This is a genomic window from Candidatus Pyrohabitans sp. (assembly GCF_054014795.1).
In genome coordinates this window covers 22,148-45,766 of the sequence record NZ_JBPMGE010000015.1, presented here as the reverse complement: position 1 = coordinate 45,766, position 23,619 = coordinate 22,148, and the positions used below count along the sequence as shown (strand labels likewise).

32 protein-coding genes and 2 tRNA genes are annotated in these 23,619 nt (G+C 50.5%); 14 read left to right on the top strand and 20 right to left on the bottom strand.

Features of this window, described 5'->3' with window-relative positions:
• From ACXJJW_RS01665 to ACXJJW_RS01640, 6 genes are all read left to right on the top strand, one after another.
• The coding region (locus ACXJJW_RS01665; RefSeq protein ID WP_456473978.1) for a universal stress protein at positions 1–396 on the top strand (396 nt) is incomplete at its 5' end.
• Positions 397–653: 257 nt separating this feature from the next.
• A complete protein-coding gene (locus ACXJJW_RS01660) occupies positions 654–1,220 on the top strand; it encodes a hypothetical protein (RefSeq protein ID WP_456473977.1) in 567 nt (188 codons plus the stop codon).
• The gene (locus ACXJJW_RS01655; protein ID WP_456473976.1) at positions 1,192–1,515 is read left to right on the top strand and encodes a hypothetical protein; all 324 of its coding nucleotides are present in this window, start codon (positions 1,192–1,194) and stop codon (positions 1,513–1,515) included. Before ACXJJW_RS01660 ends, ACXJJW_RS01655 begins: the two co-directional genes overlap by 29 nt.
• Complete coding sequence (locus ACXJJW_RS01650) at positions 1,512–1,940, top strand: hypothetical protein (protein ID WP_456473975.1); 429 nt, start codon at positions 1,512–1,514, stop codon at positions 1,938–1,940. Before ACXJJW_RS01655 ends, ACXJJW_RS01650 begins: the two co-directional genes overlap by 4 nt.
• Before the next feature lie 58 nt (positions 1,941–1,998).
• On the top strand, positions 1,999–2,514 hold the full coding sequence (locus ACXJJW_RS01645) for a hypothetical protein (RefSeq protein WP_456473974.1): 516 nt from the start codon (positions 1,999–2,001) through the stop codon (positions 2,512–2,514).
• Positions 2,514–3,263, top strand: coding sequence for a hypothetical protein (locus ACXJJW_RS01640; protein WP_456473973.1), 750 nt, complete (start codon positions 2,514–2,516; stop codon positions 3,261–3,263). The genes ACXJJW_RS01645 and ACXJJW_RS01640 overlap by 1 nt, the downstream gene beginning before the upstream one ends.
• A 2-nt stretch (positions 3,264–3,265) precedes the next feature.
• Here the strand turns inward: ACXJJW_RS01640 and minD are convergent, their stop codons facing one another.
• The 3 genes from minD to ACXJJW_RS01625 form a co-directional block, all read right to left on the bottom strand.
• Entirely contained in the window at positions 3,266–4,045 is a 780-nt protein-coding gene (gene minD / locus ACXJJW_RS01635) for a cell division ATPase MinD (protein ID WP_456473972.1), read from the bottom strand.
• A 130-nt stretch (positions 4,046–4,175) separates the two neighbouring features.
• Positions 4,176–4,430 carry a hypothetical protein gene (locus tag ACXJJW_RS01630; protein WP_456473971.1) on the bottom strand — a complete coding sequence of 85 codons (255 nt, stop codon included), beginning with the start codon at positions 4,428–4,430 and terminating at the stop codon, positions 4,176–4,178.
• A complete protein-coding gene (locus tag ACXJJW_RS01625) occupies positions 4,405–5,583 on the bottom strand; it encodes an AAA family ATPase (protein WP_456473970.1) in 1,179 nt (392 codons plus the stop codon). Before ACXJJW_RS01625 ends, ACXJJW_RS01630 begins: the two co-directional genes overlap by 26 nt.
• Positions 5,584–5,748: 165 nt before the next feature.
• Between ACXJJW_RS01625 and ACXJJW_RS01620 the strand changes: the two genes are divergently transcribed.
• A complete protein-coding gene (locus ACXJJW_RS01620; RefSeq protein ID WP_456473969.1) occupies positions 5,749–6,408 on the top strand; it encodes a helix-turn-helix transcriptional regulator in 660 nt (219 codons plus the stop codon).
• A 12-nt stretch (positions 6,409–6,420) separates the two neighbouring features.
• Here ACXJJW_RS01620 and ACXJJW_RS01615 read toward each other — a convergent pair whose 3' ends face one another.
• Positions 6,421–7,191: an HD domain-containing protein gene (locus ACXJJW_RS01615; protein ID WP_456473968.1), complete on the bottom strand. Its 771-nt coding sequence runs from the start codon at positions 7,189–7,191 to the stop codon at positions 6,421–6,423.
• Positions 7,192–7,308: 117 nt separating this feature from the next.
• On the opposite strand from ACXJJW_RS01615, the gene ACXJJW_RS01610 reads away from it, so the two are divergent.
• From ACXJJW_RS01610 to hisC, 3 genes are read left to right on the top strand one after another with little or no spacing between them, the layout of a single operon-like run.
• Positions 7,309–8,178, top strand: coding sequence for a hypothetical protein (locus ACXJJW_RS01610; RefSeq protein WP_456473967.1), 870 nt, complete (start codon positions 7,309–7,311; stop codon positions 8,176–8,178).
• A gap of 40 nt (positions 8,179–8,218) precedes the next feature.
• Entirely contained in the window at positions 8,219–9,400 is a 1,182-nt protein-coding gene (locus tag ACXJJW_RS01605) for an acetylornithine transaminase (protein WP_456473966.1), read from the top strand.
• A complete protein-coding gene (gene hisC, locus ACXJJW_RS01600) occupies positions 9,348–10,475 on the top strand; it encodes a histidinol-phosphate transaminase (protein ID WP_456473965.1) in 1,128 nt (375 codons plus the stop codon). The genes ACXJJW_RS01605 and hisC overlap by 53 nt, the downstream gene beginning before the upstream one ends.
• Here hisC and ACXJJW_RS01595 read toward each other — a convergent pair whose 3' ends face one another.
• The 15 genes from ACXJJW_RS01595 to ACXJJW_RS01525 all read right to left on the bottom strand — a co-directional run bounded on the left by ACXJJW_RS01595 (position 10,476) and on the right by ACXJJW_RS01525 (position 17,505).
• Positions 10,476–10,610, bottom strand: a complete 135-nt coding sequence (locus tag ACXJJW_RS01595) for a hypothetical protein (protein ID WP_456473964.1) — start codon at positions 10,608–10,610, stop codon at positions 10,476–10,478.
• Positions 10,611–10,686: 76 nt separating this feature from the next.
• Positions 10,687–11,517 carry an MEMO1 family protein gene (locus tag ACXJJW_RS01590; protein WP_456473963.1) on the bottom strand — a complete coding sequence of 277 codons (831 nt, stop codon included), beginning with the start codon at positions 11,515–11,517 and terminating at the stop codon, positions 10,687–10,689.
• Positions 11,518–11,604: 87 nt separating this feature from the next.
• The gene (gene rpsB, locus ACXJJW_RS01585; RefSeq protein ID WP_456473962.1) at positions 11,605–12,186 is read right to left on the bottom strand and encodes a 30S ribosomal protein S2; all 582 of its coding nucleotides are present in this window, start codon (positions 12,184–12,186) and stop codon (positions 11,605–11,607) included.
• 13 nt (positions 12,187–12,199) lie between these two features.
• Positions 12,200–13,453, bottom strand: a complete 1,254-nt coding sequence (gene eno, locus ACXJJW_RS01580; protein WP_456473980.1) for a phosphopyruvate hydratase — start codon at positions 13,451–13,453, stop codon at positions 12,200–12,202.
• Positions 13,453–13,656, bottom strand: coding sequence for a DNA-directed RNA polymerase subunit K (locus ACXJJW_RS01575; protein WP_456473961.1), 204 nt, complete (start codon positions 13,654–13,656; stop codon positions 13,453–13,455). The genes eno and ACXJJW_RS01575 overlap by 1 nt, the downstream gene beginning before the upstream one ends.
• A gap of 31 nt (positions 13,657–13,687) precedes the next feature.
• Positions 13,688–13,762: transfer RNA gene (locus ACXJJW_RS01570), tRNA-Pro, on the bottom strand.
• Entirely contained in the window at positions 13,753–13,956 is a 204-nt protein-coding gene (locus ACXJJW_RS01565) for a DNA-directed RNA polymerase subunit N (protein WP_456473960.1), read from the bottom strand. Before ACXJJW_RS01565 ends, ACXJJW_RS01570 begins: the two co-directional genes overlap by 10 nt.
• A gap of 4 nt (positions 13,957–13,960) precedes the next feature.
• Positions 13,961–14,362, bottom strand: coding sequence for a 30S ribosomal protein S9 (locus tag ACXJJW_RS01560; RefSeq protein ID WP_456473959.1), 402 nt, complete (start codon positions 14,360–14,362; stop codon positions 13,961–13,963).
• A 6-nt stretch (positions 14,363–14,368) separates the two neighbouring features.
• Positions 14,369–14,800, bottom strand: a complete 432-nt coding sequence (locus ACXJJW_RS01555; protein ID WP_456473958.1) for a 50S ribosomal protein L13 — start codon at positions 14,798–14,800, stop codon at positions 14,369–14,371.
• A gap of 4 nt (positions 14,801–14,804) precedes the next feature.
• The gene (locus ACXJJW_RS01550; RefSeq protein ID WP_456473957.1) at positions 14,805–15,167 is read right to left on the bottom strand and encodes a 50S ribosomal protein L18e; all 363 of its coding nucleotides are present in this window, start codon (positions 15,165–15,167) and stop codon (positions 14,805–14,807) included.
• 44 nt (positions 15,168–15,211) lie between these two features.
• Positions 15,212–15,296: transfer RNA gene (locus ACXJJW_RS01545), tRNA-Leu, on the bottom strand.
• Positions 15,297–15,312: 16 nt separating this feature from the next.
• The gene (locus ACXJJW_RS01540; protein WP_456473979.1) at positions 15,313–16,080 is read right to left on the bottom strand and encodes a DNA-directed RNA polymerase subunit D; all 768 of its coding nucleotides are present in this window, start codon (positions 16,078–16,080) and stop codon (positions 15,313–15,315) included.
• 8 nt (positions 16,081–16,088) lie between these two features.
• Positions 16,089–16,487: a 30S ribosomal protein S11 gene (locus tag ACXJJW_RS01535; protein ID WP_456473956.1), complete on the bottom strand. Its 399-nt coding sequence runs from the start codon at positions 16,485–16,487 to the stop codon at positions 16,089–16,091.
• 1 nt (position 16,488) lies between these two features.
• Complete coding sequence (locus tag ACXJJW_RS01530) at positions 16,489–17,019, bottom strand: 30S ribosomal protein S4 (protein ID WP_456473955.1); 531 nt, start codon at positions 17,017–17,019, stop codon at positions 16,489–16,491.
• Positions 17,020–17,028: 9 nt separating this feature from the next.
• A complete protein-coding gene (locus ACXJJW_RS01525; protein ID WP_456473954.1) occupies positions 17,029–17,505 on the bottom strand; it encodes a 30S ribosomal protein S13 in 477 nt (158 codons plus the stop codon).
• A gap of 113 nt (positions 17,506–17,618) precedes the next feature.
• Here ACXJJW_RS01525 and ACXJJW_RS01520 point away from each other — a divergent pair, with 113 nt between their 5' ends.
• The 4 genes from ACXJJW_RS01520 to ACXJJW_RS01505 all read left to right on the top strand — a co-directional run bounded on the left by ACXJJW_RS01520 (position 17,619) and on the right by ACXJJW_RS01505 (position 22,113).
• Positions 17,619–18,548 (top strand): homoserine kinase, encoded by a 930-nt coding sequence (locus ACXJJW_RS01520; RefSeq protein ID WP_456473953.1) that lies wholly within the window; start codon positions 17,619–17,621, stop codon positions 18,546–18,548.
• Positions 18,549–19,097: 549 nt separating this feature from the next.
• Complete coding sequence (locus ACXJJW_RS01515) at positions 19,098–20,096, top strand: DHHA1 domain-containing protein (RefSeq protein WP_456473952.1); 999 nt, start codon at positions 19,098–19,100, stop codon at positions 20,094–20,096.
• An 84-nt stretch (positions 20,097–20,180) separates the two neighbouring features.
• Positions 20,181–20,594, top strand: a complete 414-nt coding sequence (locus ACXJJW_RS01510) for a nucleoside 2-deoxyribosyltransferase (protein ID WP_456473951.1) — start codon at positions 20,181–20,183, stop codon at positions 20,592–20,594.
• On the top strand, positions 20,578–22,113 hold the full coding sequence (locus ACXJJW_RS01505; protein ID WP_456473950.1) for an AMP phosphorylase: 1,536 nt from the start codon (positions 20,578–20,580) through the stop codon (positions 22,111–22,113). Before ACXJJW_RS01510 ends, ACXJJW_RS01505 begins: the two co-directional genes overlap by 17 nt.
• A gap of 198 nt (positions 22,114–22,311) precedes the next feature.
• On the opposite strand, the gene ACXJJW_RS01500 is transcribed toward ACXJJW_RS01505, so the two are convergent.
• A complete protein-coding gene (locus tag ACXJJW_RS01500) occupies positions 22,312–23,568 on the bottom strand; it encodes a hypothetical protein (RefSeq protein WP_456473949.1) in 1,257 nt (418 codons plus the stop codon).
• Positions 23,569–23,619: the final 51 nt, after the last annotated feature.

Here is a 23,619-nt window from a genome sequence, read left to right as displayed (position 1 = left end):
GGGGCAGAACTTCAGTTTGTATATGTTGCCCCCATGAGTGATGTGTATCACTATAACCTGCTGGGAGATGCACAGTTTAAAGAGACTCTGGAGTCCCTCAAGGAGGAGGGTAAGGACTTCAGAGATTTAATAAACGATAGGGGTAAAAGAGCCCTGGAGATGGCAAATACCTGCCTCAGGGATAGTGGTGTGAAGGCAAAGGAGATTATTAAGATAGGACAAACAGCGGAGGAGGTGGTCAATACTGCCAGAGAGGAAGGCGCAGATATGATTGTGGTTGGAGTGAACTTGCCTAATCCTTCGCTCGCCGGCAGCGTTGCACAGGAGATTGTTGAGAATTCACCGTGCAGTGTTCTCGCTGTGGCTCCAAGTTGGGCAACACTTGTGGCAAAATAGCTTCCGATGTGCTCTCTGAAACACGGAATTAAAGCAGGTTGAACAACATCCTGTTACGTCAGGGAAATTTTGGAAAAAATTTTATTTAATAAATTTAACTTAGTCATTGTGGAGGATTCCAGACATAATTTGTATAAACCAAAAAGTTAACTTTATATATAATAATGTTTCTAACTATATCTGTATTTCACTATCAATTGTAGAAGATTGGTGAACACAATCGCAAAACGTGGGTTTGGGACACCCGGGATGGGAATATGAAGCCCATAAAGGTATATAAGGATACCGTTGATATGGAAGACCTGCTCAGGCTTTCCAAGAACTACCTGATAAAGGCCACCGACGGCAAATCAATGGTGGTAATACAATCTGGAAAAATTATTCTGGCAAAGGGAGACCCTCCAAAGGATAAAAGGGAGGTGGTTATTGCACTGTATGAGGCCCAGAAGAAGATGAGTTTGAAGAATGCCGAATATTTCGTGTGCAAAATAGACACCATGATAAGTAGAAATGTAAAAGCTGACCTCGAAAGAATCATAAGGGATTATGAGCACATAGTGGTGGAAACGTTCTCAAAGAAGGCAAAAAGGGTCACCCTGGTGTACAAAAACAGAAACCTGGTGTGTTTTGAGGGTGACTACAATAAGCTTCTGACAGAAAACAAGGCAATTTTTGATATTTACGAGGTACTGAGAGAGGAATTGAGGGTTTCAAGGAGAGACGTGCTTGAGAGGTTCAAGCTGAGGGACCCCTCTGAAGAGGAAATACAGCGGATAATACAACACGCCTTTGGTGATGGAATTGGAGGATATTATCGCCCATAAGCTTGCAAGCGATATTGCATCGCTTGAGAATGTTATATCGTGCTATGTTATAAAGGACGGGGAGATTATCGGGGGAGAGGAGAAGAGGGACCTGAAGGAGATGGCTATTATACCTGCTGCTCTGATAGGTGAACTGTGCGAGGAGTACACATCAGCTAAGGTGAAATTCTCTGACTTCAATACGATAATCCTCAGACAGGAAGATGTTGACCTGGTGGTGTTTTTCGACAAGAATATTCCCGAGGCTACGGTGTTGTCTGATGTCACCGACATAATCTCGGGGGTATCCATATGAGAGAAGATATTGAGAAGCTGAAAAAGAGCTTCAAATATATTAAGAGCTGCATGTTTTTAGATAGGAATGGAGAGGTTGTAACTATCGACGTAGATAATCAGGAAGAAATGGCATTTAAGCTTTCCATCCTATTTGATTTGAATGGACTTGAAGAGATACTCATTGAAAAGAGCAGTGGGGCAAGTTATGTAAAGGTCTATGATGATAAGCTGATATGCCTTGATTTTACAAAGAAGCCAAATATTCCACTGCTCAACATGTATCTGCGGAAGATATTTCCTGAGAAACCTGTGGCAAGGCCAGAAAAGATAAAGGTGGAACCGAAAGAAGATGAAAGGATAGAGGAGGTAAAGCCAGAGGCTACGCCGGAAGAGGAGTCTGAGGAAAACTGGGACGATGTCGAAAAGATTTTCAGTATGAGGTGATGCACCGGATTAATTAACGGTGTTTGGGAAATATCTTTTATTAAAAGTTGCAGGTAATATGAAGCCTATAAAAATATATCGGGATACCGCAGGTTTAAGTGAACTGATAAAGATTTCGAAGAAGTACCTGGTAAAGGCCACCGACGGCAAGTCAATGGTGGTGGTGCAGGCAGGGAAGGTACTTATTGAGAAGGGAAAGCCTTTAAAAGGGAAGAGAGAGCTGGTAATTGCATTGTACATGCCTCACAGGAAAATAAAGGCTAAAAATGACGAATACCTGGTCTACAAAGTGGATACGAGAATTAGCAGAAATATAATAGAGGATATCAGAGAAATCAGAAAGGCCCGTGGAAATGTCATCATAGAGGCTTTTTCCAAGGTGGCAAAAAAGGTTATACTGGTGTATAGAGGCGGGAATCTTACATATATAAATGGAAATTATAAAAGGCTTCTAAATGAAAGCAAAGCAATTCTCGATGTTTATGAAATTATTGACGAAGATATCTCTGAAATGGAGATTGAACTCCCGGGAGAATCCAAGAAGGTCGTACAAAATACCGTAGGTGGTGAGTGATGGGAGATGATATTAATTTGAAGGAGAACATCGAGAAGCTGAAAAAGAGCTTCAGGTACATAAAGGGCTGTGTTCTCATAAACAGGGATGGAGAGGTGACCGCATATGATGTTGATGACTACGAAGAACTCACGTTTAAACTATCAATACTCTTCGATTTAGACGGATTGGAAGAGATACTTATTGAAAGAGGCGATGGAGCGCACTATATAAAGGTTTTTGGAGATACTATGATATATCTGGATTTTACCAGGAAGCCCAATGTCCCTCTGCTCAACATGTATCTGAAAAAGATAATAGGAGGCGTCGTATCAGAAAAAAGGCCAGAAAAGAAAAGTCTGGTCAAGCAGTCTGTACAGGTGCCAGGGGAAGAGACCCATAAAAAGACCTACGATGATGTCCTGAGCCTTGTAATCTCTGATTACTTCTTTCATGGGCAGAGCGCTGTGGATATTGCAAGGGAATTCAGAAAAATTATGGAGAAACAGATGGCCCAAAACTCAAAAATTAAAAGAGGGCGGGTTATGGTTACCTCCAGCAGAAATGGAGAGGCACTGGAGTTATTTGTGAATATTCTTGCGCAGTACTCCGGAGGACTGATTGGAACGAGAGATAGAGCCCTGGAGGATAAGATCAGAAAGGAGCTGGAGGAAATTTCCGGGATGGCCGCAGAAGAAGTGGGGCAGAAATTTGGCATAACTACAAGGGCGAAGTGCTTCGTGGACTTTAAGGTCAAAGGGGTTGTATGACCTCAAATTCTCCCGAAGAGGCCGTCTATAAGACGTCTTACAAAGCTCTTCTCTTTTTGTGATGGAAGTACGTACTCCTCCCCAATTAAATCTGCCGCAAGGCTCTTTATCGCGAGGGATGCAGGTGAGTCCGGTTTTCGAAGAATCACCGGTTCACCGTAGGTGGTACTCCTCCTCACCTCAGGGTCCTCGGGAATAATCCCCAACACACGGGTCTCGAGTATTAACTCCACATCCTGAATGGCCATGTTGTCCCCAATAAAGCCCATGCGGTTGAGTACAGCACCGAGGACATTGGAACCCAGTCTGGCGGCAACTACCCTGGTCTTAAGGGCATCGCTTATGGAGGAAATCTCGGGATTCATCACGAGCAGGAGGTTCTCTCCTGCGGCGAGGGCTGTGACCACCGACCTGCCGAGTCCCGCGGGAGCATCTATAATGAGAATTTCTGTTTCCCTCAGAAGTTTATCAAGCACAGCCTCAAGACTCTCCGGCCTTGCCTCCCGCAGTCCATCCAGACTTATACCAGCGGGCACAACCTTAACACCCCCCGGCCCTGGGTAGATTGCATGGGATATCTCTGCCTTTCCTGCAAGCACGTCGTGCAGTGTGACCCCCATCCCCTCCATTCCGAGGTGAAGCTCAAGATTGGCCATGTCTATATCGGCGTCCAGTATTGTCACATTTCTGCCAAACTGGGCGAGGGCAATACCAAGGTTGCTGGTGAGCATTGTTTTGCCAACGCCACCCTTCCCAGAGGCGATTGTGATTGAGACTCCCATAATGCCAGGCCCCTCTTCAATACTATCATTTTTTGTATATATTTAAAACTTTTCATAGTAGCCCAGGCAGGGCGGCTTTTGTACAAACCAACGTGCTGAGAAAAAAGAAAAAAGGGATGGGCCAGGCCCATCACAGACTCAATTCCAGAGAATCTCCCTGCTCCATCTCATCTAGGAACTCTTCCAGTTCCTGCACCTCCTGGAAGAGGGTGTCAATTTCTGCATCCTCTACTTCGCTTGTCAGGGGTTCGTAGACCTCTTCCTCCACCGGAGGCGGGTTAACACCCACCCTCTCCTCAGGCTTTGATGTGCATCCCGGAAGGAGAATACCGAGCAGGAGGATGCCCAGAACAGCCAGTCTAATCCTCACTCTGCCCGCCTCCATAGGTCACCTCTCCGCTCCAGTTAGCCTGCTTCTTAGCTGCTTTATATGTGCCCTCTCCTGAGAGGGTTGCTGTACCTTTGCCTCTCGCCCTGATCTTGAGGTTTTCGCCGGTTACGCTTACATAGATGTCCTGACCTGCAACCAGAGCCTTGCCAAAGCCATAATAGGTCACGCTCCCGTCGCTGTTCTCCTGTTTCTCTCCCTCTCCTGCAACGCGAACTGTGCCATTGACCACCCTGACGGTAAGCTCCCCATCACCTTTAACAAAGACGCTGCCGGTGCCCTGTATAACGACGGTACCATTCCCATTGGCCGCCAGGAAACCGATACCTCCAACCCTGACCTCTTTCTTCTTTATCTCCCTTATAATCTGCCTCAGGTCCTTGAACATCTTCCTTATGTGCCTGTTTGCCTCTTTAACAAACCCCTTGCCTTCCCTGAAGAGGGTACGCGCATCCTCGACTGAAGATATCTGTTCAAACTTCTCCTTGGCTCTGTCTCTGTTCTCCCTGGCGAGATTCATGTGCTCTCTGTAGTCCGCCAGAAGGGATTCGAGCTCCCCGGTCTCGTAGCCCTCCTCCTTCATTGCCTCGATTTTTGCTTCAAGCCTGTCTCCTATCTCCTCTCCTTTCTCAAGCACCGAATCTATCCTCGAGATGATGATTTCACCGGCTATCTTCTTCATCTCCACCCGTACTTCGGCCCACTTCTTTCTTACTTCCTTCGCTATCTCCACAAGTTCTTTCCGGTTCTCTGCCCCCTCTACCTTCTGCTTCCTCTCCTCCAGCCAGTTTATGTAGCTGTCCAGATCCTCTGTAATCGCAGCCTTCCTCTCCTCGTCCAGCCCGGGGGTAATATCCACCCGTGCTTTTACCATTTCGAGGCGGGCGACCATCGCCTCTATACTGCGCAGGAGGAAGTTCTTTGCCTTCTCAAGGGTTACCCCATTGAAGCCTTTCCCTCTCACCTCTTTCATCCGGAGGTAGTCCTGTCTGGCATTCTTGTATGCTTCCATTGCATTTATGTAGTCCGCCTTTGCCACCTTGTAGCGCTCAGGTACCTTTCCCCCTGGAGGCTGTGCATAGCTCAGTGGCATCAGGCTGAGCACAAGCATCGCCGCCAGGGCAATTGATAGAATCTTTTTCGCCTTCATTTCTATCACCTCTATCACCACTCCCACCTCTGTTAATATAAGGATACTTTCGGTGGGATGGGATTTAAAGCTTTATAATACTTTATTTTGATTTATTGACAATTTCTACCCTTTATTTCACTTCATAGAAAAATATTTAATAGGCAGAGCGATTATTACTCTCATATGAGAGCATTGCTATTCTTACTCCTCTGCCTGCCCACCGTCCATTCAGCTCAGATCTATGGAAATATCTACCACTGGGAAACCTTTGAGCCACTCAGTGGCGTAGTTGTTGAGGTGAACACCACCCCCGAGCAGGTCATGGTTTCAAAGGAGGGGGACTACTCATTTTCTGTGCCAGAAGGAATTTATGCCCTCAGGGCGAGGTACTATGAGAACAACCTCCTCAAGCTTGAGGCCGAGGAGGTGCTTCAGGTGCCCCAGAATGGGAGCTACAGAGTAGACCTGATACTCTTCCCAACCCTTGAAGAGGAGTTTTTCTTTGATGACATAGATGTGAGCATCCTCGAAGAGGGAAAGCAGAGCAACAGAAGCGCCTGGATGGCTATAGCTGTTTTAATAATTTCAGCAATTTTTCTTGGGTATTATATAAAGAGAAGAAGAAGGGAGGAAGAGCCCGAACCTCTACCCGAGGACCTCGCCCGGGTGCTTGAGATTATCAGAGGTGAGGGTGGAAGGATGAAGCAGAGCGAGCTGAGGAAAAGGCTCGCATGCTCTGAGGCAAAACTCAGCCTGATGCTCACCGACCTGGAACACAGGGGTAGAATCAAGAAGATAAAGAAGGGCAGGGGCAACATTATCATTCTAAAACAGTCTGGCTGATAACCGCATATGCTACAGCTCAATCTTCTCCAGAATCCTCTTCTCCTCACCGGTTATTTCCGCCTCGATGTGTAGGTATTCACCTAGCCCTGACTCCTGCACCCTGGGCTTTAAAAGCTCATCTATCTGGAAGATGCCCGCGGAGTTGCTCATCTTTATCTTGATTTTCAGGGGGACATCTTCACCCTCCTTCACCTCAATGCCCTCAATTGCCATCGCAGATACGCTGTGTATGTCTATCTTCCCCTTTGAGAAGGGTATCCTTGCTCTCCCGCCCGCCATGTCCAGGGCGTCAGCGATGGTGACAATGCCCGACTCAATGGTTAGAGGTTTAACACCCACCTCGTGGCTGGCTATTGCATGGAGAACCTCGCTCACCACTATAGCTCTTGCGCGCTCATCGTAGATATCCTCGAGAAGCTCATTGAGAAGCCCGAAGGCTATAGCGGTGCCGTACTCCACGTGCTTTATCCTGTGCACCGCCATGCCTATGTCGTGCAGAACAGAGGCGAGCACAACAACAACCTCTGCATCCTCCACATCAAGATTATGGTCCTTGACGACACTCGGCCTTATGCCATGCTTAACCAGAACGCGGAGCATCTTCAGCGCTATGTTGGCCACAATCTTCGAATGCACATAGCCGTGGTCGTTGTAGCCCAACCTCGCTATCGCTGTGATGTTCGCTGCCTCGATGTAGGCTCTGACCTTCTCGCTCGTGTCTATCCTCTCAACCACCAGGCGGAGCTTCTCATTTTTGTTCAGGGGAATATTGAAAACCATATCCCTCGCCTCTAACAATACTTCAGTTTTTGCTTTATTTATACCTTAACAACATTCCCATCGCAGAGGGTGGTAGAAAAATTAAAGTAACGCTGATGAAAAAGATGAAATGCAGAAATGAAGGTGGAGCTTTTAGCGAGCGACTCAATGGGTACCAGGAGCATGGCCACCTGCGTGGAGACCTCTGAGGTCAGGGTGCTCATAGACCCGGGAGTGGCTCTGGGACCGAGAAGATATGGACTTCCTCCCCACCCCCTGGAGTACCAGAAGCTTGAGGAGGACTGGGAGCGAATCAAGAGCTCTGCAAAGCGCAGCGATGTGCTTGTGGTCACCCACTACCACTACGACCACCACTCGCCCGAGGAGCCGGAGATATATGAGAACAAGCTTGTGCTCCTCAAGCACCCGACGCAGAAAATCAACCTGAGTCAGAAGCGCAGGGCGAGCTACTTCCTTGAAAAGCTTGGAGAGCTTCCTGAGAGCATTGAGTACTGCGACGGCAGAAGCTACACCTTCGGCGAGACTGAGCTTGTTTTCTCAAAGCCAGTCTACCACGGCACCAATCCCAGGCTGGGGTACGTCACAGAGGTTGGGGTGCGCGACGGCGGAGAGTGCTTCCTCTTCAGCAGCGATGTAGAGGGGCCGAGCATAGAGGAGCAGGCGGAATTTATACTGCGGCAGAACCCCTCCACTGTCTACATCGACGGGCCCATGAGCTACATGCTGGGCTACCGCTACGCTCAGAAGAGTTTGGACGCCTCCATAGCCAACCTGGTGAGAATCCTCGAGGAAACGCGGGTGGAGACGCTTGTGCTTGACCACCACCTGCTTCGCGACCTTGAGTGGAGGCAGAAGCTCAGCAGGGTTTTTGAGGTAGCGGAAAGGCTGAAAAAGCGTGTTGTGAGTGCTGCGCAGTTCGCCGGCAAGGAGGAGCTCATGCTCGAGGCGAGGCGAAAGGTGCTCTACGAGAAGTTCCCGGTGAGGTAGCTGAGGCAAAGTTTTTATTCCCCCGCCGCTACTTCTGTGCATGAACTTCGACAGAATCGTCGAGCTGGACAGGCGCTGCGTCGCTCAAACTTATACACGCCAGCCGGTTGCAATAGCCGAGGGCAGGGGTGCTGTGGTTAAAGACATCCAGGGCAGAGAGTACATAGACTGCATCGCCGGTATAGCTGTACTCAGCGTCGGTCATTCGCATCCAAAGGTGCTCAGTGCACTTAATAAGCAGGCTTCAAAGCTCATGCATGTCTCCAACCTCTACTACACCCAGCCCCAGGTGGAGCTCGCCCGCAAGCTGTGCGAACTCACCTCCGGGTATAAGAGCTTCTTCTGCAACTCGGGCACAGAGGCGGTGGAGGCCGCGATAAAGCTGGTAAGGAAGCACACCGGCAAGAGGGAGATTATCGCAGCAAGGAACTCCTTCCACGGGCGAACGCTCGGAAGCCTCTCGGCAACAGGGCAGGAGAAGTACCGCAGAGCCTTTGAGCCTCTGGTGCCGGGTTTTGCGCATGTGGAATACGGCAGCATCGAGGCGCTGCGCAGTGCAATCACCAGAGACACCGGTGCGGTGCTCCTGGAGCCCATACAGGGCGAGGCAGGCGTGGTTGTGCCGCCTGAGGATTACTTCAAGGAGGTTCGGGAGCTCTGCGATGAGCGTGGTGTGCTTCTCGTGCTGGACGAGGTTCAAACAGGAATAGCACGCACGGGTACGCTGTTCGCCTGGCAGGGCCTGGGGATAGAGCCGGAGATCTTCACCCTCGCCAAGGCCCTTGGCGCAGGCTTCCCCATAGGTGCGATGCTTGCAAAGCCAGAGATTATGCATGCTTTCTCCCCGGGCGACCATGCCTCCACCTTTGGAGGCAACCCCCTCGCGTGCGCCGTGGCAAAGGCTGTGCTTGAAATTGTTGAGGAGGAGCAATTAGCCAGGCGCGCCCGCGAGCTTGGGGACTACTTCATGGCAGAGCTGAAGAAGCTCCAGGAGAAGCATGAGGTAATAAAGGAGATACGCGGCAGAGGTCTGCTCATAGGTATGGAGCTGAGCATACCCTGCGGTGAAATTGTGGCAGAGGGGCTTAAAGAGGGGCTGCTCCTCAACTGCATCCACGATACTGTACTCCGCTTCGCCCCGCCTCTGGTCATAACCAGAGGGCAGATAGATGAGGTGTGCTCTCGCTTGGACAGGATACTCCAGGAGGCAGGAGATGATTGAGAGGCTGGTGAAGGAAGAGATAAAGCGCGTGTCTCCCTACATCCCCGGCAGAAGTGTTGCCGAGATAGCCCGCGTCTTCTCTCTGCCGGAGGAGAGGATTATCAAGCTCGCCTCCAATGAAAACCCCCTCGGAGTGCCCCCCGGGGCGGTGGAGGCGATAAGGGAGAATGCCGCCAAGGTGAACATATACTCAGATGCAATGGCAGGAGAGCTTCGCCATGCCCTCTCCAGCTACCTTGGCCTGCCGCCGGAGAATATTCTCGTGGGCAACGGCAGCGACGATGTGATGGAGCAGTGCGCAAAAATCTTCCTCTCCCGCGGCGACTCTGCTGTGATTACGCCGCCAACCTTCTCCTACTACAGGATTCTCATAACCATGTACGGCTCGCGGTGCATCGAGGTCCCGCTCAGGGAGGGCGAATCTGACTACAGCTTTGATGCCGGGGGCCTGTGCAGCGCCGCACAGAAGGCCAAACTCATCTTCCTGTGCTCCCCCAACAACCCCACGGGAAACCTGATTCCCGAGAAGCTGCTCAGGGATATCCTGGAGAGCGGTGCAGTGGTGGTGCTGGACGAAGCCTATGCGGAGTTCTCTGAGAAAAGCTTCGTCCACCTCGTGCAGGAGTATGAGAACCTCATAGTACTGAGAACCTTCTCCAAGGCCTTTGGGCTGGCGGGCCTCCGCGTGGGGTACTGCCTCGCGAACGAGAGGGTTATAGGCTACCTTGCGCGTGTGAGGCAGCCCTTCAGCGTCAACCTCCTGGCGCAGGTTGCGGCGATTGCGGCGCTTGAAGATAGAGAATTTCTCAGGAAAAGCATTGAGATTGTGAGAGAAGGGAGAAGATACCTGATAGAAGAGCTGAATAAAATCCAGGGCATCAAGCCCTTTGCCTCGCATGCAAATTTTGTTCTCTTCCGCACTGAGAGGCAGGACATAGCTGAGGAGCTGATGAAAAGAGGTATTATCACCCGCGGATGCGAATCCTTCCCGGGCCTGGATGCCCACTACGTTAGAGTGAGCGTGGGTACGCCTGAGGAAAACAGGAGATTCATAGCCGCACTTGGAGAGCTATAATCAGGAGATGCGCCATCTTCCCCTCTCCAGACTCTCCTCAATATCATCAAGCCTCTCAATGAGCTCCCTGTCTACCCCCTCTGTCTCCCCCAATTTTACCCTGAGGACATCTATCAACCTGAATTTAAGCTTCATTTAAACCCCTGAAGACTCTGCAAGCATGTGCATATATATGTCTTTCGCTTTTTACATGGATTTTATCAACAAGCCATCACTTTCTGAACACAATCCCCGCATATGCAACCACGCTTCCATAGTCTCCTGTGACATCGCCGCTGTTTCCGTATTTCAGAAGCTCCGCCCTGCTTGCGCCTCGCCGCTTGGCCGCGGCCATCGCCGCTGCAATTGCGCCGTAGCCGCAGGCTGATACATCGTGCTCATAGACGCGCTTGATAAACAGCGCTTCATCCAGCGCAAGAATCGCCTCTATCGCAAACATGTCCTTCTCCCTTGCCCGGGAGGCACTCTCGTAGTGGGTGAAATCACTGGAGGCCAGGATTAAAATGTCCTTCTCAACCTCAGCAAGGCATGCGGCAATTTCCCTCGCAACCTCCAGGTCCTGAAGTGCCAGAGAGATGGCCACAAATTTGAAGTCGCGGTAGATGTACTGCAAAAAGGGCAGCTGAACCTCGATGCAGTGCTCATAGGCGTGAGCAACCTCATCTCTGTTCACAATGTCGCAATTCTTCCACAGTTCTTCTGCAAGCCCGCGGTCGCACTCAACAGCGCCCAGAGGAGTCTGCCAGTCCTGCGCCGAAACAGCCACCAGACTTCCCATGCCGGTGTGATTGGGGCCCAGGATGACGATGCTCTCCGGCTTCTCCTGCTTCGAAAGTGCATAGTAAACCTGTGCAGCCTCATAACCTGAGTAGAAATAGCCAGCGTGGGGTACCACAGCCGCAACTATATCGCGAGCTTCAACCTCTTCGCCAGCCGGGAGCTTTCCAGGGCCAAGAGGATGCAAAAAGCAGCGCTCAATCTGCTCAATCAAGGCCTCCCGCGAGGCAGGGTAAAATTGCCCGGCAACTGCTGGGCTGCGCATGGATAATAGTTTTGACCTCCTCCCCTAAATAATTTGTTGTATCTCGCTCTCAAAAGGATATCTGAGAAAAATTAACCTGAGCCCAGCTCACATATCACCCTCGAACTCCTCCAGAGAAAAATCTGCCTCCATTCCCCTCGCCCTGAGAATTTCTCTCGCAAGAAGCCAGTACACCAGCGCCAGCGCCTTTCTGCCCTTGTTGTTGGTGGGTATCACCACATCCACGCCAGCGGCGCTGTTGTCGGTATCGCACAGAGCCACGACAGGTATTCCTATATCCGCAGCCTCGCGCAGCGCCTGCTCATCGCCCCTGGGATCGGTGACCAGGAGCACATCGGGCTCAATAAAGTACCTCAATTTGGGGTTGGTGAGTGTGCCGGGTATGAAGCGTCCTGCTATCGCCTTCGCGCCAATCATGCGCGCCAGCTGCTCCACCGGCTTCTGCCCGTACTGGCGCCTTGAAACAATAAGTATCTTGCCGGGCTCAAACTTGGCAAGGAACTTCGCCACTGTGGCGATGCGGTCGTCGGTCTTCTTAACGTCCAGCACATAAAGCCCGTCCGGGCGAACCCTGTAGATGTAGGGCATCATGTCTGCATTCTTCTGCTGTGTTCCTATATGTACTCCTGCCGCAAGATAGTTATCCAGAGAGGTAAGCTTCGTTTCCATAATTTGCCTCCTTTCAAAATTTTGGAAGTCTCGCAAGCTTCGCCCTGCTCGGCGTCAGCTCTTCTGCGATGCGTATAAGCTCATTGAGCTTTGCTATTCTCTCCCCACCAATAACACCTGTCTTAATTATTGGGATGTTAAAAGCCACAGCGAGGTGAGCTATGGTTTCGTCTGTGGTCTCGCCGGAGCGGTGAGATATAACAGGGGTAAGCTTCTCGTCCTTGGCGAGGTTAATCGTACTGAAGGTGTCTGTCAGGGTTCCGCACTGGTTTGGCTTTATGAGTATTGAATTTGTGGAACCCTTCTCTATACCCTGCCTCAGCCTCTCAACATTGGTAACATAGAGGTCGTCGCCACAGATGAGAGCTTTAGACCTAACGCGGGATGTGAGCTGCGCAAAGGTCTCGAAGTCCTCCTCCTGCACAGGGTCTTCGACATAGTAGAGGTTGTACTCCTCTATAAGGCTGGCGATGTAGTCCACCTGCTCCTCACTGGTTCGCTCCCTACCCTCACGCGGGTAGATGTAGCACTTCTTATTCTCATTCCACATCTGGCTCGCAGCAACGTCCAAACCGAGGCGGAGCTTAACCCCCGTCTCCTGCGCTACGGCGTCGCACACCTCGCTAAGCACATTGAGGGCTTCCACATCGCTTATAGAAGGTGCCCATGCACCCTCATCGCCCTTGCCCAGGGTTGCACTGCTCCTCTTAACAAGCTCGCCTTTCAACTTCTTGTGAACCTCTGCATTGGTGCATATTGCCTCGGCGATATCGCGGGCTCCGACGGGAATAACAAGAAACTCCTGAATATCTGTGGCATTGGCGGCATGTGCACCGCCGCCTATAACGTTGCCCAGAGGGTAGGGAAGCTCACATGAGAAGGTGCCCCCGAGAAATTGAAACAGGGAAATGCCGTAGGAAGCAGCAGCCGCCTTGGCGTTGGCCAGCGATACAGCAACGGCGGCATTGCCCCCTATATTGGAGAAATTCTCTGTGCCGTCTATCTCACGCAGTGTGCGGTCTATCTCCTCCTGGTTTATTGCATCCATTCCGCGAAGCTCGGGGGCGATGGTCTCCTCGACCTCTATTATCGCCTTGTCCACGCCTCCGTCCGGGAAGGCCCTCGCCTCATGTTTTCCGGTGCTCGCTCCGCTGGGTGCTGCGCACCTTCCAATGGCGTAGTCGGTTATAACGTCGACCTCAACCGTCCAGTTGCCACGGGAGTCGACAATTTTTCTTGCCCTGACATCCTCTATAATGGTCGGAATCATTCCTCTTCACCCAGCAGCTTCTTCTCAGGCATTCGCCTGCGCACACTTATGGGTATCACACCCTTCTCCAGCTCTTTAATCGATATTATTATCGGATCCTGCATATCCTCTGAAATTCTTATCAGGGGCGGAGCACCCATCGAGAGCTGCAACGCCCTGGCACCTATGATGCGGGCTTTCTCATACTTCGTGAGCTTCACGCTTTTTCCTCCTTGGCTAGCGGAAGAGGTATGGGGCCGCTGAGATTTGAACTCAGGTCACCAGCACCCCAAGCTGGGAGGATAGTCCAGGCTACCCTACGGCCCCTTTTCCTCAAGTTTGATTACCTCGTCGATGAAATCGCGGTGGCTTAGCAATATCCTGCGGCAGCAGTAGCGCGTGACCCCGAGTGAATCGAGCACCTCCTTCGGGTCCTCTTTATCCTCCACCCTGCGTTTAAATTCCTCGTACTTGTCGGCGATTACTGCGCCGCAGCTGAAACACCTCACAGGTACTAACACATAATCACCTGTATGACTTCTGGGCTCTTGCTCTTGCTCCTCGCCCGCCGTATTTCTTTGGCTCTGCTCTGCGAGCGTCGCCCTTTATAATTGTCTTGTCATAGCTCATGAAGGTCTCCTTGAGCTTCAGGTCACCGGTGTACTCCACCAGACCGCGACCTATTGCTGTCCTTACAGCCTCTGCCTGACCCATGAAGCCGCCACCTCTCACGCGCACATCTATGTCCACCGTATCTCTAACATCACCGGCGAGCTCAAGGACCTCTATTATCTTCAGCCTTGCCATCTCAGGCTCAATTATCTCAACAGGAATCCTGTTTATCCTGACCCTCCCTGCACCAGGTCTGACAGTGGCCCGCGCAATCGCGGTTTTCCGCTTGCCAACACTGTGAACTATCTTCATCAAATCACCTCAAAACTTTGCCCCAAGGTAGGTGCTCAGCTCCTCAAGGGTAACATACTTTGGAATCTTCAGCTTTCTGTAGCTGGCATCCGGGAAGGTAATCTTCTCTGCATCCGCATACTCCTCGGGCACGCCCACATAGACGCGAAGGCGCTTGTAAGCAGACCTTCCCCTGGCCTGCTTGTAGGGCAGCATTCCGCGCACTGCACGCTTTATTATCATCTCCGGCCTGCGGGGGTAGTGCGGCCCATGGCGGCGCGGATTAACAAGGCTCTTCCTCTCCCGTCTCTCGCTGTACTTGGAAAAGATGTTCGCCCTGTTGCCGCTGATTACCGCCTTCTCGGCATTAACCACAACAACTTCCTCACCCTCAAGCAGGGCTTTTGCAACATAGCTTGCCAGGCGACCCTTTATCAAACCCGAAGCATCAATCACCTTCATGATATCACTCCATAATCTTCACATTTGAACCCTCGGGTATCTCCTGCACAAGCTCACCCAGCGAAAGGCAGCGTCCTCCCGCAGAGGTTATCTTCTGCCTCGCCTTATCTGAAAAAGCAAAGGCGGCAACGGTTACTGCGTGGCCAATTCTCCCTGCGCCGAGCACCTTGCCCGGCACAGCGACAATGTCGCCCTTCCGGGTGTACCTCGCAATCCTGCTTATATTAACCTCCGCGCGGCGCGAGTTGGACCTTGCCAGCCTCGCCGCAAGGTCGCGCCACACAGGTGAACCTACCTCATGAGTCTTCTTTGCCAGGTCAACAATTAAGCTCCTGAGCACTGGATTTGTAGCTCTGTTCATCTTCATAGACATTGTGCCTCCTTGCTGCACCGTTTGCAAGAATTATTATATGCGGGGGAAGGGATTTGAACCCTCGCACCCACTTAGGGACAGGACCCTCAATCCTGCGCCTTTGTCCAACTCGGCCACCCCCGCATGGTGCCGTAATATCTTATAACAATGATACCATCTTTTCAGCTTTTTTGGAGATTATCCTGCAGGCCTCGCGGAATATCTCCACCGGGGACATGGCGCCGTTGCTCTCAATGATGAATATAAACCGGGTGGAGTCTCCTTTAACACTTATTGCTTCCTCCTCACAGGCCTGAGCGCAGGCCCTGCAGATTGTGCACGCTTCGATGTCCTTAACCACCAGCTTGCTGTCCTCTATGGCGAGAATATCGCGGGGGCAGGCCTCAACGCACTCGCCGCATGCGGTGCATTTTTCGTTGACCTCAATCACCGGATAGTACTTGTAACCGACCACAGCAGGCTGCCACTTCGCATGCTCCTTACCCCTGCCAAGCACAGCCTCTGCCTCCAGCCTCAGACGCTGGCCTTTACCCAGCTTTACTATCGGTATGCCATCCACAGGCGCCAGCTCGGGATCGGGTGATTTCAGGTCGTGGGAGTACACCATCTTTGGTCCCTCTTCCTCAAGGGTAAGCGTCAGGGTACAGCTCGGGCAGCCCTTGCCTTCGCAGACACAGGAATCACGGAAGTTGAACCGCTCTAAATCTGTGCGTATTGGCACAAGCCCAAGCCTGTGGGCAAGTATCTCGTCGTACAGCGAGGAGGTGTTCTCATGGATTATTACATCCTCTATTGCAAGAGTGGGCACCTCACTGAGAATTGCCCGCCTCAGTGCATTTGCATAGTTGTGGTGGGCATCCTCAAGCAGAATCCTCGCCCTTCTGCTGTCGCCCTCAATAACACGCACTTCCAAGGTTATACTCTCCTCCCGCGCTTACCACCTTTTCTCTTTGTGCCGTCGTGGGGGATTGGCGTCACATCTTCTATGCGGCCTATCCTGAGTCCTGCTCTCGCAAGGGCGCGTATCGCAGGCTGTGCTCCAGGGCCGGGGGTCTTGGGACCGCTTCCGCCCGGGGCTCTGACCTTGATATGAACGCCGACTATGCCCTTCTCCATCGCCTCTTCGGCGGCGCGCATCGCCGCCTGCATCGCCGCATAGGGCGAGGACTCGTCGCGGTGCGCCTTGACTATCCTTCCGCCAGACCACCTGCTTATCGTCTCTGCCCCTGTTAAATCGGTTATGTGGATTATGGTGTTGTTGAAGGAGGAGTAGATATGCGCTATAGCCCAGTGTTCTTCCTGCTTTTTTGCCATTTTACGCCGCCTCCTCCTTTGCTTCTTCCTTCCTGACCACCTGGATGTTCCTTACCGGCGAGTTCTCAACGTAGGAGATGGCATCCTCCTCCGTAGCGCGCACCAGGTAGCTCGGCGATGTGACCTTCCTTCCAGCCACTGAGATATGCCCATGCACAATGAACTGCCTCGCCTGCTTCATTGTGAATGCCAAGCCCTTCTTGTACACCAGCGTCTGAAGCCTCCTCTCAAGGATATCTTTAACTGTAAGTCCCAGCACATCGTCCAGGCTGGAGCCCTCTTTGAGGAGATTCAGCCTGTGGAGGCGCGCTATCAGAAGCTCTTCCTGGCGCTTTGCCTGCTCACCTCGCTTGCCGAGTAACTCCCTTGCCTGGCCACGAATGCCCCGGAGTATCGCCAGAGCCTTCCATATCTCGCGCTTATTCTTCAACCCATACTCGGCAAGCAGTTTCTTCTCTTCCTGAATGCGGTCAGCCTGCCATGGATGTGAAGGCGTATGGTACTTTTTCCGTATTCTACGAGGGTCTCCCATGAAATCACCCTACTTCTTTGCTTTCCTCTTGTGAACACCCACGGTTATGCCGCGTCTGAAGCCGGTGCGGGTGCGCTGTCCACGCACTGGCAGGCCCAGTTCGTGTCTTATTCCGCGGTAGCTGCGTATCTTCCTCAAGCGATTGAGGTCTTCCCTCAGCGCTATTGCAAGGTCTGAACCTATGACGTGCAGGTCTTTACCTGTCTCATAATCTTTACGGCGGTTGAACAGCCAGCTGGGCAGTTTCTGATTCTGGAACTCGGTCACCAGCCTGTCCAGCTTCTCAATCTCTTTATCCGTGAGGTAACCAATCCTCTTCTCGGGATTCACCTTCCCGAGGCGACATATCACCTCGCCTGTTCTCACGCCAATACCTTTTATGAACGCCAGCCCTACCGGCACCTTCCTCTTGCCATCTATGTCAGTACCGGCTATCCTGACCAGGTACTTGAACTCTTTTTTGGCGTCACCTTTGCCTTTAGCCACTACTATTCCTCCGTTGGTATGAGGTAATACCACCTATATATAATACTTTTGTACTTTCAAAATCAAGCTCCTCTCAATTGGAAAAGTATCATGTTAAAGATTTATGTAAAGCTGTGATAAAGGTAGTTTCTCCCGCGACGAGTGCAAACCTAGGCCCGGGCTTTGATGTCTTCGGTCTGGCGCTGAGTTCACCCTCGGACGAGATGGGTTTCAGGGAAATTGAGGAGGGTGTGAGGATTAAGGCCCGGGGATACCCCGTGCCCGAGGGCAGCGAGGAGAACATCGCCGGCTACGTCGCCTCGCGTGTGCTCTCTGCAAATGGCATCAAGAGGGGGGTGGAAATCTCTATAAACAAGAGGATCAGGCTGAAGAGCGGCCTGGGCTCAAGCGCCGCATCGGCGGCTGGCGCAGCATACGGCCTAAATGAGCTTTTTAACCTGGGAATGAGCAGAGAAGAGATTCTCAAATTTGCGCTCCAGGGCGAGAAGCACTTCTCAGGCGCAGAACATGCGGACAATATCGCCGCCTGCCTGTACGGTGGCTTTACCTGTGTGAGCTACTCGCCGCTGAGGGTGCTATCCATCACCCCACCAGAATTTCTGGAGTATGCGGTTATCCTGCCTGAGGTCGAGGTGGAAACGCGCCTGGCAAGGGAGATGCTTCCAGAGAGTCTGCCTCTAGCAACGCATGTGCGCAACCTCTCCAGTGCTGTTCTGTTCGTGGCTGGCATGCTGCGCGGCGATGGCGAAGCCATAGGCGCCGGGATGCGGGACTATTTTGCCACGCCGGTGCGAAGCAGGAATATACCTCTCTTCGGGGAGCTCCGGTCAGCTGCGTTAGGGGCGGGTGCTCTGGGGTTTGCAATAAGCGGCTCAGGTCCGGCGTGCATAGCTCTGTGCGACTCCACAGAGATAGCTGGCAGAGAGCTGGCAGGGGTGCTTAGAGAAGTTTACGATGACCATGGCATGGAGTGCACCACCTATGCCGGAAAGCCAGGAAAGGGACTAAAAATTATGAGAATCGATTCGTATAACGAAAGATAATCTTTATATTATTCAAACACGCGGTGTATATTACGGGCTTAGGGGAGAATAACCGGATTCCCAGAGTTCAGCTAGGGAATTCGGTGGCTGACATACCCCTCGGGTTTGTCCGGCTCGAGAGCAGGCAAAAATAACCCCCTCCCTCACCGGGCGGGACCGCCAACCTCTCGGTTCAAACCTGAGCCCGTACTTCTTATCTTTACTTCAATTTTGCTGATTTTCTTTCTGCAGGAATTCAATGGAAAAACACGAGTGTAGTTTCGAATTCCGAAAGATAATCTTTATATTAGGCAAACACGCGGTATATATTGCGGGCTTAGGGGAGAATAACCAGACCCCGAGCTTTCAGCTAGGGGCTCTTGGTGGCCGACGAACCCTCAGAGGTCTGTTCGGCCTGGGAATAGGCTGTGCCAAACCCTAGCCGGGTTGGACCGCCAATCTCCCGGTTCAAACCTGAGCCCGTACTTCTTATCTTTACTCCAGTTTACCACTTTTTGTTTCGAGATTTGAAATATAATCTTTATATCCGGTTTATAACAAAAATCCTCCATGGATGTAAGAGTTTTCATTCATGGAGATACCGATGGCGTGTGCTCAGGGGCCCTGACTGTCGCAAGATATCCCCGGGCAGAGATATGGTTTTCCCATCCGACGGGTTTTCTCAAGGACCTCAGAGAATTTCCAGATGAGCCGGAAGGAAAAAAGGGGCTTTTTGTGATATGTGACATCGCCATCTCTGAAAAGGACAAGTTCGAGATTTTCAAAGAGCTGGAGAGAATTGGAAAAAACTGGGAAGTGGTCTATATTGACCATCACCCCCTACCTTTAGAAACACTCTCAGGGGATATCCCCTGCCATAGGATTCTGAGCGACACCAGCAGGTCCTCCTCTGAGCTCACATACCAGCTTTTCAGGAGGGGCATATTTAGAGATGGCCTTGACAGGGATATGGAAAGGGTGGCCCTTTTTGGTGCCATATCCGACTTTAACGATGGAACAGATTTTATCAGCACAGAACTTAATTACTTCGACAAAAGAACAATATACATGGAGGCGGGGATTCTGTCTCAGAGCCTGGGGGACTCAAAGTTTGACTATGATTTCAAGAAGATGGTTGTAAGAAACCTGGCAAAAAAGAAGATGCCGAGCCAGATAGATGAGGTGGTCGCCAGGGCTATAAGGGCAACAAAGAAAGAATGGAAGCTGTACGACTTTGTGAATAAGCATGTGGAGCTAATTGAGGGCATGGCGGTTGTGAGAAAGCTGCCAAAGGGCGTCTCACCCACAAAGGCCGCAAAGTTTGCCATAGGTAAGACAGGTGCTGGGGTGGGATTGTGCATGGTAAGGAGAAACGGCCACTACGACATTACCTTCAGACGGCACGCCGACTTTCCTGTGGATTTAAATGAGACACTGAGGCTCGTATCTCTGAGGTTTGAGGGTTCTGGAGGAGGCCATCCGGCGGCTGCCGGAGCGAGGATACCCGGGGAACATCTGGAAGATTTTCTTATTACAGTGTCAAGGGAATTCAGGACAAAGATGGTTTGACACAGCTGACCCTGAAAGCAGAGGGAAGGATTAATATATCACCGTTGCAGAAATCTGCAACAGGCAGGGAAAAGGAATATGGGGATGCATCTGTACATTGCTGCGCCGCTCTTCAGCACCGCTGAGAGGGAGTTCAACCTGCGGCTTTGCTCTGAGCTTGAGCGCCGCGGGCACAGCGTCAAACTGCCGCAGCGAGATTGCTCCGGCGAAAGGGAGGAGATATTCAGGTGCTGCCTTTCAGGGCTTCGCAGTGCAGGCGTCGTAATAGCGGTGCTCGAGGGCGCTGGCTGCGACGACGGCACAGCCTTTGAGGTGGGCTACGCCTTTGCCCTTGGAAAGCCCATCCTCGGGCTGCGGACAGACTTTCGCAGAGTGGGCGAGCACGGTGGAAGGGTTAACCTGATGCTAGAAAAGGCCTGCGAGAAGCTTTTGACGAGTGAGGAGGAGCTTTTCGCTGCCATTGAACAGATGGAGGGAGAATATGGAGAGGAAGCTTAAAATTAAGGCTCTGGACATAAAAGAGAACAGGTACGAGATAACCCTGAATGTCGAGGATGCCCGTGAGCTCGGGCTGCACACCCGGGATAGGGTGAGGGTTTACCATGACGGGATGTACAAGGTGGCCAGCATCAACCTGTCCTCCAGGGCCATAGGCAGAGGAGAGGCGGGAGTCACCATCGACCTTCAGGAGGCATTCAACCTGAAGGAGGGCGACTTCGTAACTGTCGTACCCACAGCGAAGCCCAAATCTGTGGAGTTTATACGCAAAAAGATGGACAACCGCGCACTCCGCGATGAGGAGCTGGATGCCATTGTCAAGGACGTGGTAAACCGCGACCTGAGCGATATTGAGATAGCGGCTTTTATAACTTCTATCTACATAAACGGGCTGGACATGGAGGAGGCGGCAAGCTTAAGCAAGAAGATGGCTGAGAACGGAGAGATGCTGGAGCTCAGGCGCAGGCCGGTGTTCGATAAGCACAGTATTGGCGGCGTACCCGGGAATAAGATTACCCTGCTCATCGTACCCATCGTGGCCGCCGCAGGGCTTGTGATACCCAAAACCTCCTCCAGGGCGATTACCTCGGCTGCTGGCACCGCGGATATTATGGAGGTTCTCGCACCCGTAACCTTCTCAGTGCGCGAGATTGAGGAGATTGTGGACAGGGTGAATGGGATTATCGCCTGGGGAGGTGGCCTCAACCTTGCGCCGGCAGACGACATCTTCATTCAGGTGGAGTACCCCCTTGCAGTTGACCCCCACCATCTAGCCCTGTGCAGCGTCATGGCAAAGAAGTATGCGGTGGGTGCTGATTTTGTGGTCATCGACATACCCATGGGAAGCGAAGCCAAGGTCAAGACGATGGAAGAGGCAAAGCGCTTCGCCCGCGAGTTTATCGAACTGGGAGAGAGGATAGGGATAAATGTTGAGTGCGCCATAACCTACGGCGATAAACCTATTGGAAGGGCGATAGGCCCTGCTCTGGAGGCCAGGGAGGGGCTTGCAACCCTTGAGAAGGGGACAGGACCGAGCAGCTTCGTGGAGAAGTCTCTGGAGCTTGCTGGCATAGTGCTGGAAGCCGGTGGTGTGGCGAGCAGAGGAAGGGGCAAGGCGGCGGCACAGGAGATTCTGCGCTCGGGCAAGGCATTGAAGAAGATGAAGGAGATAATCGCAGCTCAGGGTGGGGATGAGAATATCAAGTCAGAGGATATTCCTGTTGGCGAGTACCGTGAGGCCATACAGAGTGAGGGCGAGGGTTATGTGATACACATATCCAACCGCTCCCTGGTTAGAATCGCCAGGGAGGCGGGTTCGCCGAAGGATAAGGGCGCGGGGATACTTCTCAACATAACCAAGGGAGAGAAGGTGAAGAAGGGCGATACGCTCATGGAGATTTACGCAGAGAGCGAGTACCGCCTGGAGCAGGCGGTCAAGCTGGCGAAGCAGCTGAAGCCTATAACCCTCGAAGGCATGGTCATAGCCAGGGTGCCGGGAATCACCTACCTGGAGCACTGAATTTATAACCTAAATGCTGTATAAATGGAATGGATAAGGCATAAAAGGAGCTTAGTTTGGATCAATTGATAACAGGCATGTTTCAATAGATCTAACGAAAAACTTATATATAGGTAATTTTCTACCATTAAGTAGAGGTGGTATAAGACGCAGGGGGCTTTATCTGTGCGCCCTGTCCGTCTCCACCAATATCTTATATTATTTTATTTTTTCAAAAAAATCGTTCATCTGTTTCCTTATTCTATCTGTTCTTTTCATAATTTTTTCTTTATAATTATTATCTAAATTCGTAATTTCTGTTTGTCCCTGAAGAATGTCTAAAAAAGTGTTAAATTTATCTTGATATTCCATTATATGCTGACTTTTTTCATCAAGACCTCTTTCTATAAATTCTTCCCAAACTTTCCTATCTTGGCGTGTTAAAATTCTACCGCTTATAATTATATCATTCCCAGTAATTTTCCCCATTTTCCGTTCAAAGGAATTTATACTACTTCCCTTCGTAGTATGGTGGATTCTGAAGGGTTCATATATGTTATAGTAATAATCCTCCCGATGCAATATCATTGGGATCGAATATTGTAATTCCTTAGGAATTTGGCCAATAAACAACACTCTATTAAAGTATTTTGGAGGGTAAAGAGATTTAACAAATTCATTATAAAATGATTCAAAATCAAAATCTTTTTTCCACATTGGAACTTGTCTTAACCCTTGTGGATAAAAATGAGATTTCCACAAAGTTGCAATATTTCCAGCCATCATAACAACTGGAAAATATTCATCCCCGTTGCTTATCCCAAATATAGGCGTTTTAGCGATGTCAAATTTTGAATCTCTTCTTGAATTTCTAAGAAAAGAATCGTACCAAAAACAAAAAGGACGTCCACCATCTATAAAAGAGATCACCTTATAATCACTGGTGATATGAGGGTTTCGCAATATTCTGGAAGTTTGAGCAAGATGTGGAAAAATCATTCTATAAGAATATGACTTGATAAACCATTCGAGGTATAAATGTGGGTTTTCATAATTTCGTAGGTGAGACATAAAATCAGGTATATTTTTGAATTCTGGAAAACCACCAACTTTTAAAGAGTTTATAAATTCTTCCTTCTCCCATAAAAAGGCGGCAATAAGGTCTTTTCTGAATTCAAATAATTTTTTCATATCCCTAAGCATTAAAGAACGAAGAATATGTACTTGATTCTCTTTTGGTAAGACATAATTATCCACATTGATAACAGGATCATTTAATATACTTCTTAGGTATTTATTTTTCTGTTTGACCGGTTTTCTCTTCAAATCGTATTTATTGATTATTAATTCGCCGAAGTGCAAAATATTATATATATAAGCTCTGAAGTAGTTTTTTCTATCAAGTCCAACTCTAATAAAGAAAATATCATTCCCGAGGCTACCTGTTTCGTCAAATCCATTATATTCAACTTGCATATTAAAAGTTTTTTATTTTATAATAAATATTTTATGGAAAAGGATATAGGA

What these genes read in the sequence shown, in the direction of transcription:
- ACXJJW_RS01660 (WP_456473977.1), top strand. Translation starts at nt 654, where the DNA reads ATGAAGCCCATAAAGGTATATAAGGATACCGTTGATATGGAAGACCTG.
- ACXJJW_RS01655 (WP_456473976.1), top strand. Translation starts at nt 1,192, where the DNA reads ATGGAATTGGAGGATATTATCGCCCATAAGCTTGCAAGCGATATTGCA.
- ACXJJW_RS01650 (WP_456473975.1), top strand. Translation starts at nt 1,512, where the DNA reads ATGAGAGAAGATATTGAGAAGCTGAAAAAGAGCTTCAAATATATTAAG.
- ACXJJW_RS01645 (WP_456473974.1), top strand. Translation starts at nt 1,999, where the DNA reads ATGAAGCCTATAAAAATATATCGGGATACCGCAGGTTTAAGTGAACTG.
- ACXJJW_RS01640 (WP_456473973.1), top strand. Translation starts at nt 2,514, where the DNA reads ATGGGAGATGATATTAATTTGAAGGAGAACATCGAGAAGCTGAAAAAG.
- minD (WP_456473972.1), bottom strand. Translation starts at nt 4,045, where the DNA reads ATGGGAGTCTCAATCACAATCGCCTCTGGGAAGGGTGGCGTTGGCAAA.
- ACXJJW_RS01630 (WP_456473971.1), bottom strand. Translation starts at nt 4,430, where the DNA reads ATGGAGGCGGGCAGAGTGAGGATTAGACTGGCTGTTCTGGGCATCCTC.
- ACXJJW_RS01625 (WP_456473970.1), bottom strand. Translation starts at nt 5,583, where the DNA reads ATGAAGGCGAAAAAGATTCTATCAATTGCCCTGGCGGCGATGCTTGTG.
- ACXJJW_RS01620 (WP_456473969.1), top strand. Translation starts at nt 5,749, where the DNA reads ATGAGAGCATTGCTATTCTTACTCCTCTGCCTGCCCACCGTCCATTCA.
- ACXJJW_RS01615 (WP_456473968.1), bottom strand. Translation starts at nt 7,191, where the DNA reads ATGGTTTTCAATATTCCCCTGAACAAAAATGAGAAGCTCCGCCTGGTG.
- ACXJJW_RS01610 (WP_456473967.1), top strand. Translation starts at nt 7,309, where the DNA reads ATGAAGGTGGAGCTTTTAGCGAGCGACTCAATGGGTACCAGGAGCATG.
- ACXJJW_RS01605 (WP_456473966.1), top strand. Translation starts at nt 8,219, where the DNA reads ATGAACTTCGACAGAATCGTCGAGCTGGACAGGCGCTGCGTCGCTCAA.
- hisC (WP_456473965.1), top strand. Translation starts at nt 9,348, where the DNA reads ATGAGGTGTGCTCTCGCTTGGACAGGATACTCCAGGAGGCAGGAGATG.
- ACXJJW_RS01595 (WP_456473964.1), bottom strand. Translation starts at nt 10,610, where the DNA reads ATGAAGCTTAAATTCAGGTTGATAGATGTCCTCAGGGTAAAATTGGGG.
- ACXJJW_RS01590 (WP_456473963.1), bottom strand. Translation starts at nt 11,517, where the DNA reads ATGCGCAGCCCAGCAGTTGCCGGGCAATTTTACCCTGCCTCGCGGGAG.
- rpsB (WP_456473962.1), bottom strand. Translation starts at nt 12,186, where the DNA reads ATGGAAACGAAGCTTACCTCTCTGGATAACTATCTTGCGGCAGGAGTA.
- ACXJJW_RS01555 (WP_456473958.1), bottom strand. Translation starts at nt 14,800, where the DNA reads ATGAAGGTGATTGATGCTTCGGGTTTGATAAAGGGTCGCCTGGCAAGC.
- ACXJJW_RS01550 (WP_456473957.1), bottom strand. Translation starts at nt 15,167, where the DNA reads ATGAAGATGAACAGAGCTACAAATCCAGTGCTCAGGAGCTTAATTGTT.
- ACXJJW_RS01535 (WP_456473956.1), bottom strand. Translation starts at nt 16,487, where the DNA reads ATGGCAAAAAAGCAGGAAGAACACTGGGCTATAGCGCATATCTACTCC.
- ACXJJW_RS01530 (WP_456473955.1), bottom strand. Translation starts at nt 17,019, where the DNA reads ATGGGAGACCCTCGTAGAATACGGAAAAAGTACCATACGCCTTCACAT.
- ACXJJW_RS01515 (WP_456473952.1), top strand. Translation starts at nt 19,098, where the DNA reads ATGGATGTAAGAGTTTTCATTCATGGAGATACCGATGGCGTGTGCTCA.
- ACXJJW_RS01510 (WP_456473951.1), top strand. Translation starts at nt 20,181, where the DNA reads ATGCATCTGTACATTGCTGCGCCGCTCTTCAGCACCGCTGAGAGGGAG.
- ACXJJW_RS01505 (WP_456473950.1), top strand. Translation starts at nt 20,578, where the DNA reads ATGGAGAGGAAGCTTAAAATTAAGGCTCTGGACATAAAAGAGAACAGG.
- ACXJJW_RS01500 (WP_456473949.1), bottom strand. Translation starts at nt 23,568, where the DNA reads ATGCAAGTTGAATATAATGGATTTGACGAAACAGGTAGCCTCGGGAAT.